Annotated in this window: 20 protein-coding genes; 9 read left to right on the top strand and 11 right to left on the bottom strand. The window is 41.4% G+C overall.

Annotated elements, in window-relative coordinates; genetic code table 11:
- Positions 1-523: 523 nt before the first annotated feature.
- Complete coding sequence (locus tag VK664_RS24215) at positions 524-1228, top strand: GNAT family N-acetyltransferase (RefSeq protein WP_461401298.1); 705 nt, start codon at positions 524-526, stop codon at positions 1226-1228.
- A 17-nt stretch (positions 1229-1245) separates the two neighbouring features.
- Here VK664_RS24215 and VK664_RS24220 read toward each other — a convergent pair whose 3' ends face one another.
- The gene (locus VK664_RS24220) at positions 1246-1674 is read right to left on the bottom strand and encodes an SRPBCC family protein (RefSeq protein WP_461401299.1); all 429 of its coding nucleotides are present in this window, start codon (positions 1672-1674) and stop codon (positions 1246-1248) included.
- 307 nt (positions 1675-1981) lie between these two features.
- On the opposite strand from VK664_RS24220, the gene VK664_RS24225 reads away from it, so the two are divergent.
- From VK664_RS24225 to VK664_RS24240, 4 genes are all read left to right on the top strand, one after another.
- A complete protein-coding gene (locus tag VK664_RS24225; protein ID WP_461401300.1) occupies positions 1982-2572 on the top strand; it encodes an outer membrane beta-barrel protein in 591 nt (196 codons plus the stop codon).
- Positions 2573-2697: 125 nt separating this feature from the next.
- A complete protein-coding gene (locus tag VK664_RS24230; protein WP_461401301.1) occupies positions 2698-3234 on the top strand; it encodes a pyridoxamine 5'-phosphate oxidase family protein in 537 nt (178 codons plus the stop codon).
- Positions 3235-3333: 99 nt separating this feature from the next.
- A complete protein-coding gene (locus VK664_RS24235; RefSeq protein WP_461401302.1) occupies positions 3334-4110 on the top strand; it encodes a DUF72 domain-containing protein in 777 nt (258 codons plus the stop codon).
- 9 nt (positions 4111-4119) lie between these two features.
- A complete protein-coding gene (locus tag VK664_RS24240; RefSeq protein WP_461401303.1) occupies positions 4120-5976 on the top strand; it encodes an ABC transporter ATP-binding protein in 1857 nt (618 codons plus the stop codon).
- 113 nt (positions 5977-6089) lie between these two features.
- On the opposite strand, the gene VK664_RS24245 is transcribed toward VK664_RS24240, so the two are convergent.
- The 3 genes from VK664_RS24245 to VK664_RS24255 all read right to left on the bottom strand — a co-directional run bounded on the left by VK664_RS24245 (position 6090) and on the right by VK664_RS24255 (position 8498).
- Positions 6090-6731, bottom strand: coding sequence for a 3-keto-disaccharide hydrolase (locus VK664_RS24245; protein ID WP_461401304.1), 642 nt, complete (start codon positions 6729-6731; stop codon positions 6090-6092).
- Positions 6732-6780: 49 nt separating this feature from the next.
- Positions 6781-7089: an antibiotic biosynthesis monooxygenase gene (locus VK664_RS24250; protein ID WP_461401305.1), complete on the bottom strand. Its 309-nt coding sequence runs from the start codon at positions 7087-7089 to the stop codon at positions 6781-6783.
- A 116-nt stretch (positions 7090-7205) separates the two neighbouring features.
- Positions 7206-8498, bottom strand: a complete 1293-nt coding sequence (locus tag VK664_RS24255) for a metal-dependent hydrolase family protein (RefSeq protein WP_461401306.1) — start codon at positions 8496-8498, stop codon at positions 7206-7208.
- Positions 8499-8590: 92 nt separating this feature from the next.
- Here VK664_RS24255 and VK664_RS24260 point away from each other — a divergent pair, with 92 nt between their 5' ends.
- Positions 8591-9331: a class I SAM-dependent methyltransferase gene (locus tag VK664_RS24260; protein WP_461401307.1), complete on the top strand. Its 741-nt coding sequence runs from the start codon at positions 8591-8593 to the stop codon at positions 9329-9331.
- 145 nt (positions 9332-9476) lie between these two features.
- Here the strand turns inward: VK664_RS24260 and VK664_RS24265 are convergent, their stop codons facing one another.
- Positions 9477-9674: a hypothetical protein gene (locus VK664_RS24265; protein WP_461401308.1), complete on the bottom strand. Its 198-nt coding sequence runs from the start codon at positions 9672-9674 to the stop codon at positions 9477-9479.
- Between the two features lie 80 nt (positions 9675-9754).
- Between VK664_RS24265 and VK664_RS24270 the strand changes: the two genes are divergently transcribed.
- Positions 9755-10063 (top strand): hypothetical protein, encoded by a 309-nt coding sequence (locus VK664_RS24270; RefSeq protein WP_461401309.1) that lies wholly within the window; start codon positions 9755-9757, stop codon positions 10061-10063.
- 2 nt (positions 10064-10065) lie between these two features.
- Here VK664_RS24270 and VK664_RS24275 read toward each other — a convergent pair whose 3' ends face one another.
- Entirely contained in the window at positions 10066-11040 is a 975-nt protein-coding gene (locus VK664_RS24275; RefSeq protein WP_461401310.1) for an SDR family oxidoreductase, read from the bottom strand.
- Positions 11041-11230: 190 nt separating this feature from the next.
- Here VK664_RS24275 and VK664_RS24280 point away from each other — a divergent pair, with 190 nt between their 5' ends.
- Positions 11231-13690 (top strand): ABC transporter permease, encoded by a 2460-nt coding sequence (locus VK664_RS24280; protein ID WP_461401311.1) that lies wholly within the window; start codon positions 11231-11233, stop codon positions 13688-13690.
- A 67-nt stretch (positions 13691-13757) separates the two neighbouring features.
- Positions 13758-15020 carry a serine hydrolase domain-containing protein gene (locus tag VK664_RS24285; RefSeq protein ID WP_461401312.1) on the top strand — a complete coding sequence of 421 codons (1263 nt, stop codon included), beginning with the start codon at positions 13758-13760 and terminating at the stop codon, positions 15018-15020.
- A gap of 41 nt (positions 15021-15061) precedes the next feature.
- Here VK664_RS24285 and VK664_RS24290 read toward each other — a convergent pair whose 3' ends face one another.
- From VK664_RS24290 to VK664_RS24310, 5 genes are all read right to left on the bottom strand, one after another.
- Positions 15062-16306, bottom strand: a complete 1245-nt coding sequence (locus tag VK664_RS24290) for an MFS transporter (protein ID WP_461401313.1) — start codon at positions 16304-16306, stop codon at positions 15062-15064.
- A gap of 96 nt (positions 16307-16402) precedes the next feature.
- Complete coding sequence (locus VK664_RS24295) at positions 16403-16795, bottom strand: nuclear transport factor 2 family protein (protein ID WP_461401314.1); 393 nt, start codon at positions 16793-16795, stop codon at positions 16403-16405.
- Positions 16796-16999: 204 nt separating this feature from the next.
- Positions 17000-17182 (bottom strand): hypothetical protein, encoded by a 183-nt coding sequence (locus VK664_RS24300; RefSeq protein ID WP_461401315.1) that lies wholly within the window; start codon positions 17180-17182, stop codon positions 17000-17002.
- A complete protein-coding gene (locus tag VK664_RS24305) occupies positions 17169-17621 on the bottom strand; it encodes a sigma factor (RefSeq protein WP_461401316.1) in 453 nt (150 codons plus the stop codon). The genes VK664_RS24300 and VK664_RS24305 overlap by 14 nt, the downstream gene beginning before the upstream one ends.
- A 43-nt stretch (positions 17622-17664) precedes the next feature.
- Positions 17665-18018 (bottom strand): YciI family protein, encoded by a 354-nt coding sequence (locus tag VK664_RS24310; protein WP_461401317.1) that lies wholly within the window; start codon positions 18016-18018, stop codon positions 17665-17667.
- Positions 18019-18103 lie beyond the last annotated feature (85 nt).

An 18103-nucleotide genomic window follows, 5' to 3' on the forward strand; every position in this document is an offset into this window, starting at 1 on the left:
TATAGTTGTACCGCTAAAATCTAAAGTTTTACTTTGTTTCATGGTTTCTGTTTTAATGTGTTTATGAAAGAAGCTTCAACTTAAATTTACACATTTGCAGAAACCATTCTCATACATGAGACCTGTTCGGAGTTACTGAAGCCGATCAGGGCCAAACAACCCCTAGCACAACATGAATACCTAAAAAAGCCGATCAGGGAACAAAAAGCCGATCGGAGACAACAGCAGCCACCGGCATGAACAATGGTATTAACCAGGAATCACAGTGGCAAATCAAACCAACCAAAAGGCCCATCCGGCGGAGTGAAGAACCGAGTGAACGCCATGAACGCGCAACGTCAACATATAACCAATAAGGCAATCAGCGCTACAAGCATTCCTAAAAAAGCCGATCGGAGACAACAGCAGAGACCGGAATGAACAAAGGTAACTATCTCCGCAGTTAACATGCACAATGTCACTAAAGCGAAATCAGGTTCTATTAACTAATTTTGTTGGTCAAATGCTGTCAAACCGAAAATTAATGAATCACATTTTGGATAATCCCATTTGGGAAGGCCTGAATACAGGTAATAAACATTTTGCTTCAGGCAATGAAAGCGTAAAATATTTCCCGGCCCTGGTTACCACTTTTGCCGGTTTCAGGGGCTTTGAGGCGGAAGAATTTAGATTATTATATGATATGCTGCCCCAGGGAAGCGTGCGCGCAACTTTTATACCTTATCATATTGAAGTGCCTGCACCATGGCAATTATTGCCTGGCCTGGAGATATACCAGATGATTGATACTGGCCATATTACTCAGATCGGTTCCGATGATACTGATGATACAGATGATACAGATGATAAGATAGTTAAACTCACTAATAAGGATATACCGGAAATGTTGAACCTGACCAGGCTGACCAATCCGGGACCATTCAATGAACGAACAATAGAATTCGGAAATTTTTTTGGAATATTTTCGGGTGATCAACTGGTTGCGATGGCCGGGCAACGTTTACAGGTACATGAATATTCAGAAATAAGCGCTGTATGTACGCATCCTGATCACCAGGGGCATGGTTATGCGCGCAGGTTGTTGCTCCACCAATTGAAGATTATTCGAGGTGAGGATCGCAAACCAATGCTTCATGTTAAAATAGACAACAAAGCGGCTGTTTCCTTATACGAGTCACTTGGATTTGAAATCCGTCGAAAACTGGAGGTAATCATTTTCAGAAAATGAAAGCCCGGACAGCATCCTCAGAATGTCCTTTCCTGGTATACCTCACCTTTTCCACTTTCGCAATAATTTTTCAGGCTTAGCAAGAACATCGCCCAGTTATAATTGCACCAACGGTAAAATTCGGTTAGCTTTCTCCATCCATAATGTTTTAACACTATAGTTGTAACATTGTTTTTCTCCTCTAATTCAAAAGAGATACCGGTTCCAATCCATTCCGGATCTGATTCAACACATTCCCAGACAATTTTTTTATACTCTGATAATTCGACAACTTTCATCTTTGTTCCGTAGTTATCGTCGAAATCAAATTCATTTATAAAGTTGAGCTGAGGTTTAACAATAAGTTTATTGGTCCAGACCTTCCCCAAACCATCCTGGGTTGTTAACGCCTCATATATTACTGCCGCTGGTACTTTTATGTAATTGATGTGTTCTATCTTTTCCATATCAATGCTAACCTTTAATGTAAATGAAACATTAAAGTAATGGAAAGATCAGATTTTACCAACCCGTATTTTGTCCCAAAGCAAGGCTGGCAATCCTGTCAGGTATTTAGCCAGGTTACTTCGCCGAAATTATCGTTGGATAAACGCTGCGGGTTGGGAACACCACTAACGAAAACGTTTTTCTAGGTCAATTTTATTGATCTTACCGGTTGAATTTTCGGAGATGAGATATGTTCTTGAACTTTTAGTTTTTACGGTGTGGAGGCACAATATTTATGGTTATGGAAAATACCATAAAAAGAAATGTATGAAAAAAGTTTTTATCTGCCTCAATTCCCTTTTGATTGTTTTATGTTTTTCGGCTGAAGCCCAGATTCAGCGCGGGAATGCCCTTATTGGCGCCGACCTGGCCAACGTCAATCTTAGTCTTGACGCGGGCGGCAATTTCTCCTTCCTGATTCGTCCTAAAATTGCCTGGTTTATCAAGGATAATGTAGCTATTGGAGGATACCTCCTCACCGGGCTGTCCACCGCAAAAGGTGAAGGGACCAGCGTTCAGTATGGCGTTGGTGCACTTGCCCGATATTATCTCGGGGGCGAATCAGTTGATCTCATTAAACATACCCGTTTGTTTGCAGAAGGTACAGTGGGTATCAACGGAGATAATCCGGCTGTCGGTGACAACACCAATGGCCTTGGTCTTGGAATAGGACCCGGTATCGCCTATTTTATCACCCCTAACATAGGCCTGGAGGCATTATTGAAATACAATGGAATAATCGGATTCGGGACTAAGCCAACTTCCAATGATCTGAATATTTCTGTCGGCTTCCAGATTTATTTATCTTCTGCGAGAGCCCGGACTATCCGGGATGAAATAAAGAGTGAAACCAAATAATAATATTCGCTGCAATACTGATTAGCTTTCTGGGGAGTTTTTAATACAAAGGTTCAATAAGTGGCGAGGCACACTTGTTGAACCATTTCTAACAATGAAATCTTAATCAGTTAATCATTAAGAAAATGGATAGCATCAACAAGCAACAGATTGAAGACAACCGAGATGATCTCGGCTCAAAAGCAGCCATATCAAAATTGAAAGAACTTGCAGATAATGCAAAGAGCTGCTTCTTTTGCACAGGGAATGGTACCGGACCTTCAGATGGTGTCAGACCCATGAGTGTACAGCAGGTAGATGATTCGGGAAATATTTGGTTTCTTAGCGCAACCGATAGTTATAAAAACAAGGAGATTACCCACGATTCCTCTGTAAGGCTTTTTTTCCAGGGCTCAGCCCATTCGGATTTTCTTTTTCTTTCAGGAAACGCAACTATTTCCACAGATAAAAATAAGATCGATGAGTTATGGGAACCGGTTTTGAAAACCTGGTTTACCGAAGGAAAAGAGGATCCCAGGATCTCTGTAATCAAAGTAGTCCCCAACGATGGTTATTACTGGGATACCAAACATGGTAATGCTGTTGCAGGTATCAAAATGCTTATAGGTGCAGCAATAGGGAAAACATTGGATGATTCAATAGAAGGAACACTGACATTATAAATAGAAAAGTACGCTGACTTTATTAATAGAAAGAACCCTGACTTCATAAATAGAAAGAACACAGACTTTATAACTAACCAGGTCAAATCCGCATTATTGATGGCAAGAAAGCCGCGCATAGGTAAACTACATATCGGTACGAGCAATGTCGTTGTCCCGGGAAACAGGCAGAGTTTTCCCGAACCGTTCAGGAACAAAAGCAGGCTTCATTACTATTCAACATTATTCAACAGCCTGGAAGTAAACAGCAGCTTTTATAAGGTTCCACTCCCCCGTACTTTTGAAAGATGGACCACCGAAGTATCACAAAATTTTACATTTACTGTTAAATTATGGAAAGGGGTCACACATAATAAATTAATCTACCAACCAGCAGCAATAGAGAATTTCCTGATGGCTGCTGATCAACTTAATAAAAACCGTGGATGTTTATTAATACAATTTCCGGCAAGCATTAAAGCCGATGATTCAACCAGGGTTTTTGAAATATTAAATTATGTGCGTTTATCAGACCCTGGAGAAAAATGGCGCATAGCGGTTGAATTCAGACACAACAGCTGGTACTTTCGTGAAATTTACGAGTTGTTGAACGAATACGATGCAGCAATGGTTATTCATGATATACCCGCTTCAAGAGTAACCGAACACCTCACAGATCCGGCGTTTGTATATCTGCGGTTTCATGGCCCTAAAGGGGATTACCGGGATTCGTACACAGAAGAGTTCCTGGCTCAGCGGGCAAAACAAATTCTTAAGTGGATGAAGACTGGTAAGGATGTCTACGCATATTTCAATAACACGATTGGTTCGGCCTTTGAAAATGCTGTTTTATTAAAGAAGATGGTGAATGAATTAACCGAGCCACGGTTTGCTTAATTTTGCCAAATGATGAAGTCGGGAATACCCCATGAGCGGAGATCAAAAAATGCAATTACTGACAGGCCTTCAATCAAGGAAAAATTCGCTGCCTTAAAAAATCTTCCACGTTTTTTTGCCCTTGTATGGCAAACCAATCGTTGGCTCACTATCGCCAACGCATTGCTCAGAATTGCAAAATCCGCAATGCCTGTAGCCATACTTTATGTTGGAAAACTTATCATAGATGAAGTTGTCCTATCAAGTACAGCAAAACCCGGCATCTTCAATACTTATCTATGGGAACTCGTGGCGACAGAATTCGGCCTGGCAATACTTTCGGATGCTTTGAGCAGGGCTATATCGCTGGTTGACAGTTTGCTGGGTGTTCAGTTTTCCAATCATACCTCGATAACCATCATGGAACATGCCGCGACTCTCGATCTTGACCAGTTCGAAGATTCTGAATTTTATGATAAACTGGAACGCGCAAGACAACAAACCGTTGGAAGAACAGTCCTGTTGTCACAGGTTTTAACACAGGTGCAGGATTTTATCACAATGGCTTTTCTTGCCGCAGGGTTAATGACATTCAATCCATGGCTGATTCTGCTACTTATCATTGCAATTGTTCCTGCTTTTTTGGGTGAATCATATTTCAACGACCGCAGTTACGCGCTAAGCCGGGGTCAAACACCGGAGCGGCGGGAACTGGATTATGTACGATATCTTGGTGCAAGCGATGAAACAGCCAAGGAAGTTAAAATCTTCAATCTATCAGCATTCCTGGTTGACAGGTTTAAAACCCTTTCCGACAAATTTTATAACGATAATAAAAAACTGACAATAAAACGATCCTTATGGGGAACCGTGTTTGCTGTCATTGGCAGTATGGGTTACTATGCTGCTTATGTTATCATGATTCTGAAAACAGCCCAGGGTCAGATATCTATTGGGGATCTCACTTTCCTGGCAGGTTCTTTCAGACAACTCAGGGGTTTGCTTGAAGGTATACTCAACAGGTTTACAAGTGTGTCACAGGGAGCCATTTATTTGCGTGACTTTTTTGATTTCTTTGAGATAGAGCCCAAAATTAAGGTGTCCGTTAATCCTCTTCCATTTCCAAAACCCATAAGACAAGGGTTTCGATTTGAGAATGTCGGTTTCCGTTATATTCATACTGATCGCTGGGCTAACCGGCATCTGAATTTCACACTTCATCCCAATGAAAAACTTGCGCTGGTTGGTGAGAATGGCGCGGGCAAAACCACGCTTGTAAAATTGCTTGCCAGGCTTTATGATCCGGTAGAAGGACGCATATTGTTGGATGGAATTGATTTAAAGGAATATGATCTTAAAGATCTTCGGTTAAACATGGGTATCATTTTCCAGGACTATCTGCGATACCAGATGACCTTTGCTCAGAATATCGCGGTGGGTAATATAGCCGAAGAAAAAAATCGCCCGCTTATTAAAACTGCGGCCGAAAAAAGTCTGGCAGATTTGCTTGCCCTCAAACTACCTGCACAATATGACCAGGCGCTTGGCCGTCGTTTCAATAATGGCGTCGAGTTATCAGGTGGCGAATGGCAGAAAATAGCTCTTGCGAGAGCTTATATGAAAGATGCACAATTACTGATATTGGATGAACCCACCAGCGCATTGGATGCCAGGGCCGAATATGAAGTGTTTCAGCGTTTTGCAGAGCTCACTAAGGGCAAGTCGGCTGTGCTGATATCTCATCGCTTTTCAACTGTCCGGATGGCAGACCGGATATTGGTTCTAGAAAAGGGACAGTTGATTGAATCCGGTACCCATGAAGAACTTTTGGAGAAAGATGGTCGGTATGCAGAACTGTTTCAGTTGCAGGCCCAGGGTTACCGGTAATTACAATTTTAGTTGAAGTATAAAAAGTTTTAGTTGAAGTATGAAAGTTTTGGTTGAAGTATGAAAAGTTTTGGTTGAAGTATAAATTTATAATTAATTCCTGGGCAATATCATTAGTCAGGCAGTGGTTTTACGTATATGTCTTTATAGAACACTTTGCTTTTAGGATCATGGCCCTGTAAAGCAAAAGTTCCGGTGCCAATACGTTTTTCTGCTCTCCCCTTCGTATTTTCAATTCCTTCTGGTTCGGTATAATCAACCACTGTGGAGTCATTTATCTTTATCGTTATCCTTTTACCCTGTACTTTGATGTATTCAGTATACCATTCATCGTCTTTTACATATAACTTTCTTACATCCTGGACTGCGTAAAGACTTCCTGTTCTCCTCCAGTCGGTGTGTGAATTATTAACCTGAACTTCGTAACCTTTTGACGGGAACCCTTTCGGCTTAAAAGCGGTATGAAAGTATATACCTGAATTCGAACCGGGCGTAGTCATAACCCGGGCCTTAAATTCAAAATTTTTAAACATATGGTTCATAACGGGCCCATCATAAAATATATGTGAGATAAGGCCATTAACTTTGATGGCTCCGTTTTCGATTGAAAATGTCGAATCGTGTTCATTAATCTTCCAACCCGAAAGTGATTTACCATCAAACAAAGAGATCCAGCCATCCTGCTTGCTGGTCTTCTTTGATGTGGCACAAAAACAAAAGCTGACAAGAAAAATAATAATTAAAAAGTGTTTCATTGTTTCCCGGTTATTGTTCTTAAAGATATAGAAAATACACCCCAACCGATCAATATTCGAATGTTTCGTAATGGACAACCTTATCTTCAAACTCAAGTAAATACAATTTATCCTCCGGATAATATTTCGCTTTCTGGTACTCCTCTCCCGCAAAAGCCTTGATACTATCATAAGAATCCCATTCAGTCACAGTCAGAAAGTGACAAATTTCACCATCTATCCTTCTTAGTATCCTTGCCGACAAGTTACCCGGAATTTTTCTATATTCTTTCATACCGGTTGCCTCCACGTAATGAAGATATTCATCGGCATGAATAGCATTCGTTCTCCCGTGCCAGACCCGCGTTATTTTTTTCATATGTTAATGTAGTTAATATAGTTATGAGTGATGAGTGGAGAGATTAGGTTTTTAGTTAAGAGTTATGATTCACTGTGTTCCACTCATAAACTCATTCATCACTCACTCATAACTCATCACTCATAACTCATAACTCTTTTCCCGTCTTTGATTATCAATCTTATCTTGCGAACATCACTGATAGATACTGAAGGGTTGCCATCTACTGCAATTATATCAGCTACGAGGCCAGGTCTTAGCCTTCCAACTTCCCGGGAAATACCAAATACGTCAGCATTCACCGAAGTGGCAGACTTCAGCACATCAATCGGTTTCATTCCATAGTCAACCATCATCTCCATTTCTCTTGCATTATCACCGTGGGCATAAACGCCAACATCGCCGCCCATACAAATGGTTACACCCGCAGCAAGGGCAGCTGCAAAGCTCTTACGTTTTTCGATAATTCTTATCGGCTCTTTCCCGGCAGATTTATTCCAGCCTTTGTATTGTTCAACAGCATCACCGGCAGACAGTGTGGGGCATAATGCAACGCCCTTCAATTTCATCAGGGCAAATATTTCCGGTGTACCTGCGTCACCGTGCTCGATGGTTGAAACTCCCGCCATCACCGCTCTGTGCATCGCTTCTTCTGTAGAGGCATGAACCACAACCTTTCGGCCACCCGAGGCCGTTAGTTCGACCGCATGGGTTAATTCCGCCTGGGTAAAAGTAGGTGCAGCCTGTTTGTTGAGACCCCAGCGGTAATCCGCATAGATCTTGATAAGATCCGCCCCTTTGCCGATCTGATATCGTACCTCATTGCTGAGTGCTTCCATTCCTCCTGCTTCTGCTGCTCCTCTTGGAAAATCGATTTCCGCCACGCCAGATTTAGGTCCATAGCTGCCAGTCGCTACTATGGCCCTGGTAGCAATCAACATACGCGGACCAGGAACTATGCCTTTTTCAATGGCTATTTTAAGTCCAACATCGTCATAGCCTGCACCTTCTGTTCCAAGATCGCGAACGGTTGTGAAACCTGCCATCAATGTAGCGCGGGCATGATTAACTGCTCTTGCAGTTCGTTCTGCACGGGATTCATTCAGTACCTGTTCGTCCCAGGTAACTTCATTATACGGATGTAAAAAAAGATGACTGTGTCCTTCTATAAGTCCAGGTAAAATAGTGGTTCCTTTCAGCAATAAAATTGTTACACCTTTTGGTAAATCTTTTACGGGCCCGACCGCCACAATCAGGTTGTGTTTTACCAGCACCTGCCATCCCTCATGCATTTCTTCGCCATCAAAAACCCTGTCAGGTCTCAGAGCATAGACGGTATCATTTTTATTTTGGGCCACAGCCGTCATGAAAATCATAACCAGGTAGGTAGATACAAAAGTCATGCGTAATATCATTTCTTCTTTTTCCAAACATACACAATTCAAGCTTTTCTCTGAATTTTCGATAATAGCTCCATTTCAATCCCTAAACAAAATGTAGCTAAATTGTGTAATAAGTTTGTATGAAAATCTCCCTCATAGTTGCGCTCTTATATATGTCCGCCACCGTGAACAGTCAGCCATCAACGGGCAAGGTTAGCAATGCAGCTACTGACACTACCTATATTTATCGTACAGCAACCCAGGACGGAACAGGCAAGTATTTTCTCGGAAGAGAAATTGCCCGGGTAATGAGTGCTACAGGAGCAGATTGGCTTGAAAGGCCGGAAAGACAACTGGAAGAAAATACGGCATTGGCGATCTCCAAAATGCAATTAAAACCCGGGGATGTAGTAGCTGATATCGGCGCGGGAACTGGTTATTATACTTTCAGGATCGCAGCGGAAGTGCCCGATGGAAAAGTATATGCTGTTGAACTACAGGATGAATTGATAAAATATCTAAATGCACGCAAAAAAGAACTGAAAACACCAAACGTTGAAGTAGTAAAGGGGGATACTGCCAATGTAAATCTACCTGATAACAAGGTTGATCTTGCGATTATGGTTGATGTTTACCATGAACTTGCCTGGCCTAAAGAAGTTATTCGTTCTGTTAGCAAAAGTCTCAAGCCAACAGGAAAGATTTTATTGATAGAATATCGTGGTGAAGACCCCAAGGTTCCCATTAAAGCGGTACATAAGATGACCATGGCGCAGGTAGATAAGGAAATGCGTGCCCATGGTTTTGAACCGGTTATCAAAGGTGATTTTTTACCGATTCAGCATTTTCTTTTATACAAAAAAATAATGCCAGGCAGGTAAATGATAACTGAGATGAGTTATGGATTGAAAAAAATATTACAGATTTGTATTTATGAAAGTTGACACAGTTTTTTATCACTTGAAGATGAACAGATGACTTTGTCACTTGAAATTTGAAGACAACCAGGGGTAATCAGGCTTTTATTTATTTCCCGGTTAACAGCCCCATCTTTTTTTCGAGTATATATGTCTTAAGCCTGTGATATTGATTCATCACTTTTTCGTCACCTTCATTTACCTCATCTTGAGCTTGTCTCCTCTCAACATAATAACGATTCATTTCTTCCAGCAGGTCTTTATTGGCGTTAAGAAAATCATTGGCTTCTTGGATAGGGAGACGCATTTTAAATAGAATTTGGTTTTAAGGTAAACATTATTTTGCTGGTTAAGGAATACTAAATATTTTAGCATTCAATTTAAGTCATGAAAACTGCTTTTTATCTTATTACAATTGTGCCATCTGGTGGCAAATCAATCTCCGCTGTCCGTGTTTTAGAAGAAGAACCGATTGACAAACTTTGGAACCAATATGAGATGAAAGCAAATGGTGTTTACCGTGACCTTAAGTATTTTAATATCGTGCAGCTCAGCCGTTACTCACAGGAGGTGCAGGAGTTCCTGAACAAAAAGAATAATCAGCAATCTACACAGGTAATACCAATAGGTAAAAAAAGAAATGAGCACGGGAAACCGGATAACTGGAAACTCGGGGACCGTAAAACTGAACAATGAATCTATCTGGCAGAAGTACTCCGGTTATAGGATATTAAGCCGGCAGTAACCGCGGCTAATACTGCCGCTGCTATAACAGTTTTGCTTGGGTTGATTTTTTTATCCCAGCCCCCATGAATGCTGGTACCGAATTCAAGGGGCAGAATAGTATTACCGGCAGTATGCCTTATAGGTTCTGCTTTCTGAACATATTTGCGGATGACACTGGCTGTTATGTTTCGGCTTAATTTTGGAAATAGCGCATAAGCGAGTTTTAGAAAACCCGCTGCAGCACCAATAGTTTTTCTTGATTTTGGGTTCTCGATAAGCTTAATTATCGCCTCCGCAACTTTTATAGGATCATAGACAGGAGCTGCCGGTTTAATGACTTTACCTGTATAATTCGCGGCGTGTTGAATACCTGGCGTATCCAGGAAGGCCGGATACAGGTCTACTACATGGATATCAGGGTAGTGACTCAATTCTCCCTTCAGGGATTCGGAATACCCCCTCAATCCAAATTTACTGGCAGAATATGCTGCTGCATAAGGCGTAGGGAACCAGCCACCCACTGAAATATTGTTGAAAAGAATCCCATAGCCCTGTTGTTTGAAATATGGTATTACCTCGTGAGCGCCATTAATATAACCAACCAAATTAGTAAGAATAACCTGTTCATTCACTGCAGGTGGCACATCTTCTAATGCTCCGGCTGCCAGAACCCCTGCGTTATTTATCCACACATCAATGCTTCCGGTTATTTCGGCGGCAACCTTTGCCAGGTGCTGAACATCATTCGCATTACGGGTGTCTGTGACCATGATTTGAACAGAGGCACCGGATTCCCGGCATTCTGCAGCTACTTCTTCCAATGCATGTTCGCGCCGGGCAGCGAGCACCAGGATAGGTTGCTTTGAAGCCAGTTTCGTTGCAATTGCTCTACCGGTACCGCTGGATGCGCCGGTTATAACAATAACCTGTTGTTCCCATGTTTTCATACAAATCTTTGAAATATCCGGCGGCAATAAATACGCCAAGGCAAGTCGGATCCGACCAAATGTTACGAAAAACATGCCCGCCATATTAAAAAATGCTTAAGCCAGGTTATGCATACTCAAGTTTTGCTTAATTTAATAGCCTTCCGAAAGGCAGGAAATCAGATCTGTTTTACCAACCAAAACTTTTTCAATGTTTAAGAATTATCTGAAGGCAGGTTTTCGCAGTCTTCGAAAACATAAAATCTTCACTATCATTAACATCGTTGGACTATCCTTATCTGTAGCATTCTGCCTGCTTTTGTATTTTCATATCCGGCACGAACAATCGTATGACATCTTTCATGAAAAAAAAGACCGTTTGTACAGGCTTGAGATGACCGAATTTTGGAATCATGCCGGAAAAGAACAAAAGCCACACCTGCTTTCGTTTCTTACTAAAGATGATGATTTAAAAAATCAACTCAATTTCCCACTAGTTACAGCTGAAGATCTGAAAAGAAATTTTCCCGAAGTTGAGAATGTAATTCCAATGAAAAGTGAAGGACCTTCCTTTGTACAGGTTAACAATAAAATTTTTAAGGAAGATAACAGCCTGTTTGTCGGGCAACAGTTTTTTCAATCGTTGTCGTTTAAAATGATCTACGGCGATCCTCAAACGGTTCTAAATAACAAGAATAACATAGTGCTATCTGAAACCCTGGCCGCAAAATATTTCGGTGACGCAAATCCGATTGGACAAACAATTACTATCACGGATTTGGATTCCGCGGTTTTTAAAGTCTCCGGAATCGTAGAAGATGCACCGCAAAATTCGAGTATAAAATATAGTTTCATCCTGCCCCTGGATGCAGCAGCAAATTATGAAGAGTATTCTAAACAAAGATTCAACTGGTTACACCATCTGATGCTGGTTGAATTGAAAGACAATGTGAATGCTTCAATTTTTGAAACCAAAATGAACAAATGGGTGAAAAGTTATTTCACAGAGCCTTTCTTTTCAGACAAGAAAACAAGAATGGATGGGTTTGATCCCCAGACTTTGCGGTGGTTCCTCAGGCCGCTGGCAAAAGCACATTATAATGTTTCATCGCCATGGGGGCATTATACGAATGCGAAAAACCTGTATCAACTCGCTTGCCTGGTTATTATTATCCTATTACTTGCTTCCATTAATTATATATTATTGACTGTAGCAAATGCAGCTTCAAGGTCCAGGGAAGTTGGTGTAAGAAAAATTATGGGGGCTGATAAAAGATCTGTTGTGTTTCAATTCTGGATCGAAACACAAATTATAGTCTTGCTTTCAGTAACCATGGGATTTTGCCTTGCATGGCTTATGTTACCTTTTTACAACAATCTTACAGGAAGTTCTATTTCATTGAAAAATTTTTCCTTTGGCGAAGTTATCGTGGCACTGGTCATCCTGTCTGCATTACTCGGTTTTATAGCTGGTTACTACCCGGCACGCGTTATATCAGCCCTCAAACCTATCAGTATAGTAAAGAGTTCCCAAACCTTCAAAATAAGCCCTGCATTTTCCAGGCTCATGATTATCGTTCAATACTCATGTTGTATAGTATTGATGATGGCTGCATATGTGATTACAAAGCAAATGAATTATATTTTCAATAAGGACCTGGGTTTTGATAAAGAGCAAATCCTGATTGTTAAAAACCAGGGTTTTGATATGGAGTTCACAAAAAAAATCCGGGAAAGATTCGAAACCTGGGTAACCCGGGAGCCGATTATCCGGCAGTATACTGTTATGAATGGTGGTATGGATGGTATTGGCAGTACCAATGGATTTATGTTGAATGGTGAGCAGAAATGGTTGAAGCAGCTGTCGGTGGACTATGACTTTTTTGAAATGCTTGATCTTAAAATTTTAAAAGGCCGGTCATTTCAAAGAACAATGACATCAGATACTTCATCTGATATAAGCGCTTCTGTGATTAATGAAACCCTATTCAATATGCTGGGTAAAAATGCGAAGATCGGAGTTTATAATGAAGACATCAGGTCAACAATTATTGGTGTTGTTGAAGATTACCATTTTGAAAGCCTGGCAAAGAAAATTGAACCAAGGCAGCATATCTTAACCAGGCGATATGCCCGGAATTTCCTCTTCAAGGTGCAGGCTGGACAAATGCAGGCAGCAATCAATAAGATAAAAAAAGAGTGGGCAACATTCAGCAATAATCTGCCATTCGAATTCACATTCCTTGACGACACCATAGCGCGAATGTATGAAGCAGATAAACGCTGGCAGAAATTGGTGCAGGGCAGTTGCGTGTTTGCTATTATTATAGCATGTATGGGCTTGTTCGGATTATCTGGCATTAATGCAGCAAACCGCACTAAAGAAATTGGAATAAGGAAGATCCTGGGCGCAAATGCTTCTAATATTGCAGGGAAGCTCGCGCTGGACTTTATTGGAATGATCATCATTTCAATGTTAATTGCCATGCCTTTTGGCTGGTGGCTGATGAATGGCTGGTTAAAGGATTATGAGTATCGTATTGAAATCACAGGATGGATGTTTGTGGCCGTTGGTTTAACTGCAACGACTATTGCCCTGATCACGGTAGCTTACCAATCGATGAAAGCAGCAATAGTAAACCCGATAGATTCTCTGAGATCCCCGGATTGATACAAGGTTGATTGAAACATTTGCTCGTATTGAATGTATTAACTTGCTGTAATAAAATAACTATAAGTTGAGTAAATCATTTCAGTCGCCAGCAATTAAAACTTTATTGGCAATATTCTTTTTTATCTTTTTTGAAGACACGGTCACGGGTCAGCAGAGTGTAATTTCAAAAGCTTCCTTATACTTTCCACCAGCCGGTAGTTGGGATATCAGAACTCCTGCGTCAATGGGACTTAACCCTGCCGCCTTAGACTCCACTGTAGCTTATGCCATTTTAAACGAATCCAAAAACCCGCGCATTCTCAGAAACGACCAGGCTGCAACATTTGGAAAGGAACCGTTTGGAGAAATAATTGGCCCGATGCCTGATCGCGGTGAACCAACAGGTATCATCGTTTACAAGGGTTTTATTATTAAATCCTGGGGTGAGCCACTGAGATGTGACATGACGCACAGTGTTACCAAAAGTTTCCTGAGTACTGTTGTCGGTCTTGCAATAGACAGTGGATTGATCAGGAATGTGCAGGATACCGTGGCTTCTTATGTACCGCCGATTGAAATACTTAATACCGGTACAAACGCAACCGGTTCAAACGCGGGAATAGTCTCTGAATTATTGAATCCGTTTTCTACTATCCATAATCGTACAATCACCTGGAATGATATGCTCAGGCAAACGAGTGATTGGGAAGGCACTTTGTGGGGTAAGCCTGAATGGGCGGACCGGCCAGACAGCAGCCAGGTTGACTGGAAAAACAGGCCGCGTCATAAAAGCGGTTCAGTATGGGAATACAATGATGTACGCGTTAATGCGCTCGCATTGGCAGCAACCAGCGTATGGCGGAGATCCTTACCCGAAGTACTTAAAGAAAAGATAATGGATCCTATTGGTGCTTCTAATTCCTGGAGATGGACTGGTTATCGCAACGCATGGATAGTGTTGGATGGACATGCAATTCAAAGTGTCAGTGGCGGAGGTCATTGGGGCGGTGGCATGCTTATCAATGCCTATGATTTGGCAAGGTTTGGACTGCTAACTATGCATATGGGAAACTGGAGAGGCAAACAGCTGATCAGCCGTGATTGGATAAAGCTAGCCCTCACCCCTACTCCTGGAAAAGCCGGGTACGGATTTATGAACTGGTATCTCAACCTGGATAAAAAACTGATGCCTTCTGCGCCTGCTACTGCCTTTATTCATTTAGGCAACGGTGCGAATATTATTTATGTTGATCCGGAGAATGAACTGGTGATGGTGGTTCGCTGGATCGACAGCAGGAAACTTGATGGATTGGTAAAGGAACTTCTGAAGGCAGTTAAATCAAAATGATTCTATTGCCTGTCCAATAATACGATTGCTTCTCAATGATGCTATTGTTTGTTTTTCACAGCGACAAGCGTTATCAATGCCGATATCAGGAGTGCCACAGACATAAAAATATAAGATGCACCATAACCCCCGGTGTCAGCATTTAGTCTCCCTACAATATAAGCACCGGCAAAGGATCCTAGGGCCCCAAAACTGTTTATTAGCGCCATGGCAACCCCTGCTACATTCTGGGGAAGGATTTCGGGGATAATGGCAAAAAAAGGACCATATGGCGCGTACATTGCCGTACCGGCTATGATCAGCAAAGTGAACGATAACCAGAAATTTCCCGGGCCAATTAGATAAGATGTATAAAATGCTAAGGAAGCAACCAACAGGAATGGCCACACGAATATTTTCCTGTTTAAAGTTTTATCTGAAAAATAGGATGCAGTCAGCATACCGATAACTGCAAATACATATGGCAATGAGGAGTACCAGCCAGTAGTTATTATATCAATATCCGGCGCTGATTTAATGATCGATGGCAACCACATAACAAAGCCATAGACTCCGATACTCCAGCATGCATATTGTAATGACAATAAAATAACCGCACGGGATTTGAATACTGCTATATAATTCTTCACCGGTTTGATACCCTGTTGCTCATTGGCCAGCGCTGTTTCAAGTGCTTCTTTTTCAGGGGAGGTCAGCCATTTCACATCACGGGGTTGATCTTCCACAAGCATCCACCATAAAAATGCCCAGATGATTGCAGGAATCCCCTGGATAATAAACATCCATCTCCATCCGAATGAGTTAAGGAGGTAACCTGAAAGAATCGACATCCACAATATAGTCACTGGATTTCCAAGAATCAGGAAAGCGTTTGCTCTTGACCGCTCGGATTTAGTGAACCACCTGCTTAAGAATATAAGCATAGCCGGCATCACCGCACTTTCAACTACCCCGAGCATAAAGCGAATAACAATAAGCCAGCTTACATTGCTGACAATACCAGTAGCTGCGGCGAGCGAACCCCAGAATAACAGTGACCAGAATACAAGTTTTTTCGCGCTACGTTTAGCTGCGTAATGAGCTCCTGGAATCTGGAAAAAAAAATAACCAAGAAAAAACAGCGAACCTAACAATGATGAAGTGGCAGCGGTAATCTGAAGATCCTTTGCCATACCACCGGCTACACCAAAAGAAAAGTTGGCGCGATCGAGATAAGCGAGACTGTAAGTTATAAATACAACCGGTATGAGTTGGTACCAGCGTTTCCTGGATAAGGTAGCATTCATGGGAACTCAATTTAGGGAAAAAACCGTTAAGAAGTTATGAGTTATGAGTTATGAGTTATGAGTTAGTGATGAATTTCACAACTCATCACTCATAATTCATATTTCTTTTGCTAATAATTCTCTTGAAGGTGTGAGCATTGTGACTACGCATAACCATTGGGAGTCTTTTAATACAAATACCGATGTGGACCATTCGTAAAATGTGAAAGCTTCGCCTTTGTAGGTTCCACTGCTGATGCCTTTACTTATGAGGATTGCTGTTTGATCGTATAACCGGATTTCGTGTTCATCACTGCTCATTTTAGTATGTGATAAATTGCCCGAATCTATTTCTGAAAGAAATGCTGCTTTGGAGGTTATGCCACCATCAGTGGCAACGCAGATCCAGTCATTAGCCATATAACTTCCAATCTCTTCAGCGTTATTTTTTTCCATAGCCCGGTCCCAGGCAAGACAATTCTGAAAAAATATATCCTTTTCGTTTTGCATTTTGATTATTTTAGCGAAAGGTATCAAAGCAAAAGGGCTGTAAATTGGAAAAAAACGACATATATTTCATGTGGATTAAAAACTTCGATGGATGCGTAGAATTTATTTGAATGCTGAGAATTCATTGGATGCTAAGACCGCATATATAGGCTAAGACTTATATACATGCTATGACTTATTTGCATGATAAGACTTCATTGAATACTAAAGTTGTTCTGATTTTCTTTGAAGTGATTCCCTTTCTGCAAAAGCGTTGGTGAGATTTATTGCTTTTTGAAATTGTTCCCTGGCCACGGAGTTGTCATTGCCAGTATATAATTCGCCAAGTAACGCATGATAGAACCTGTTTCCTTCCAGGCCTAGTTTGGTGGCTTCATCGATTGCCACTGCAGGCTATTTCGTCAATACCAAATCCACAAAGTATTCTCAGTGCCAGGCCAATCTGGGATTCAAATGATATCGAGGGATCACAAACGGCAAATAACATCTGGAGCTGGCTGTCAGCAATGTTTGTTATGGAAAGATCTGGTTCCATTTGTTGTTCATTCCGGATCGTCGCTGATAATTCACCCGCAATTTTTGAATTGAAAAGATTTTTCCGGATCATGAAGTTGCGGGCCTTGTTTTTTGCAACTGTATACAGCCATGCTGTCGGGTTTTCAGGAATACCTTTATATGGCCAGGTTTCGAGCGCCGATAAAAATGTTTCGCTGGCGATATCTTCAGCTGCATCAAGGTGCTGAATGCCCAGGTATTTACAAAGTACTGAGCAAATTTTGCTGAATTCAGTTTTGAATAGTCCTGGTATAATTTCCGTTTTCAACATAAAAAAAACCACTGCACTATTAAAGTACAGTGGTAGTTATCCATTAATGAATTCCGTCGCCTTTTGCGATTTTTCTGACTTCCACGCTGTTGCCTTCACCTTGTAAAACCGGTGAACCTTTGGCAAACTCGACGGCTTCGTCTATTGAGTCTGCTTTAACAACTATGTATCCGCCAATTGTTTCTTTGATATCACCAAAAGCACCATTCGTGACTACATTGTTATGCCAGACAACCCGGCTGTCATCGAATGGTAAGCCATTCCCATAGCTGAACTTATTCCGGGCTGCTATGCCTCCTATCCAATCCATAGTTTGTTTCATCCATTCCTGGATTTGCTCGGGAGAAGCATCTTTCGTCCCGTCTTCGTGCCTGAAAATTAACATGTATTCCTGCATAATATTCGATTTTGCGTCTGACTTTGCAGACAGTTAAAATGATGTACTTTCCATCTTATAACAATCGACATTTGTATTATTGGAC

This window comes from Flavitalea sp. (genome assembly GCF_035489435.1).
Classification (GTDB): Bacteria; Bacteroidota; Bacteroidia; order Chitinophagales; family Chitinophagaceae; genus DATHKG01.

What these genes read in the sequence shown, in the direction of transcription:
- VK664_RS24260 (WP_461401307.1), top strand. Translation starts at nt 8,591, where the DNA reads ATGAAAATCTCCCTCATAGTTGCGCTCTTATATATGTCCGCCACCGTG.
- VK664_RS24305 (WP_461401316.1), bottom strand. Translation starts at nt 17,621, where the DNA reads ATGTTGAAAACGGAAATTATACCAGGACTATTCAAAACTGAATTCAGC.
- VK664_RS24290 (WP_461401313.1), bottom strand. Translation starts at nt 16,306, where the DNA reads ATGAATGCTACCTTATCCAGGAAACGCTGGTACCAACTCATACCGGTT.
- VK664_RS24215 (WP_461401298.1), top strand. Translation starts at nt 524, where the DNA reads ATGAATCACATTTTGGATAATCCCATTTGGGAAGGCCTGAATACAGGT.
- VK664_RS24220 (WP_461401299.1), bottom strand. Translation starts at nt 1,674, where the DNA reads ATGGAAAAGATAGAACACATCAATTACATAAAAGTACCAGCGGCAGTA.
- VK664_RS24270 (WP_461401309.1), top strand. Translation starts at nt 9,755, where the DNA reads ATGAAAACTGCTTTTTATCTTATTACAATTGTGCCATCTGGTGGCAAA.
- VK664_RS24230 (WP_461401301.1), top strand. Translation starts at nt 2,698, where the DNA reads ATGGATAGCATCAACAAGCAACAGATTGAAGACAACCGAGATGATCTC.
- VK664_RS24245 (WP_461401304.1), bottom strand. Translation starts at nt 6,731, where the DNA reads ATGAAACACTTTTTAATTATTATTTTTCTTGTCAGCTTTTGTTTTTGT.
- VK664_RS24240 (WP_461401303.1), top strand. Translation starts at nt 4,120, where the DNA reads ATGATGAAGTCGGGAATACCCCATGAGCGGAGATCAAAAAATGCAATT.
- VK664_RS24250 (WP_461401305.1), bottom strand. Translation starts at nt 7,089, where the DNA reads ATGAAAAAAATAACGCGGGTCTGGCACGGGAGAACGAATGCTATTCAT.
- VK664_RS24295 (WP_461401314.1), bottom strand. Translation starts at nt 16,795, where the DNA reads ATGCAAAACGAAAAGGATATATTTTTTCAGAATTGTCTTGCCTGGGAC.
- VK664_RS24310 (WP_461401317.1), bottom strand. Translation starts at nt 18,018, where the DNA reads ATGCAGGAATACATGTTAATTTTCAGGCACGAAGACGGGACGAAAGAT.
- VK664_RS24280 (WP_461401311.1), top strand. Translation starts at nt 11,231, where the DNA reads ATGTTTAAGAATTATCTGAAGGCAGGTTTTCGCAGTCTTCGAAAACAT.
- VK664_RS24275 (WP_461401310.1), bottom strand. Translation starts at nt 11,040, where the DNA reads ATGAAAACATGGGAACAACAGGTTATTGTTATAACCGGCGCATCCAGC.
- VK664_RS24225 (WP_461401300.1), top strand. Translation starts at nt 1,982, where the DNA reads ATGAAAAAAGTTTTTATCTGCCTCAATTCCCTTTTGATTGTTTTATGT.
- VK664_RS24265 (WP_461401308.1), bottom strand. Translation starts at nt 9,674, where the DNA reads ATGCGTCTCCCTATCCAAGAAGCCAATGATTTTCTTAACGCCAATAAA.
- VK664_RS24235 (WP_461401302.1), top strand. Translation starts at nt 3,334, where the DNA reads ATGGCAAGAAAGCCGCGCATAGGTAAACTACATATCGGTACGAGCAAT.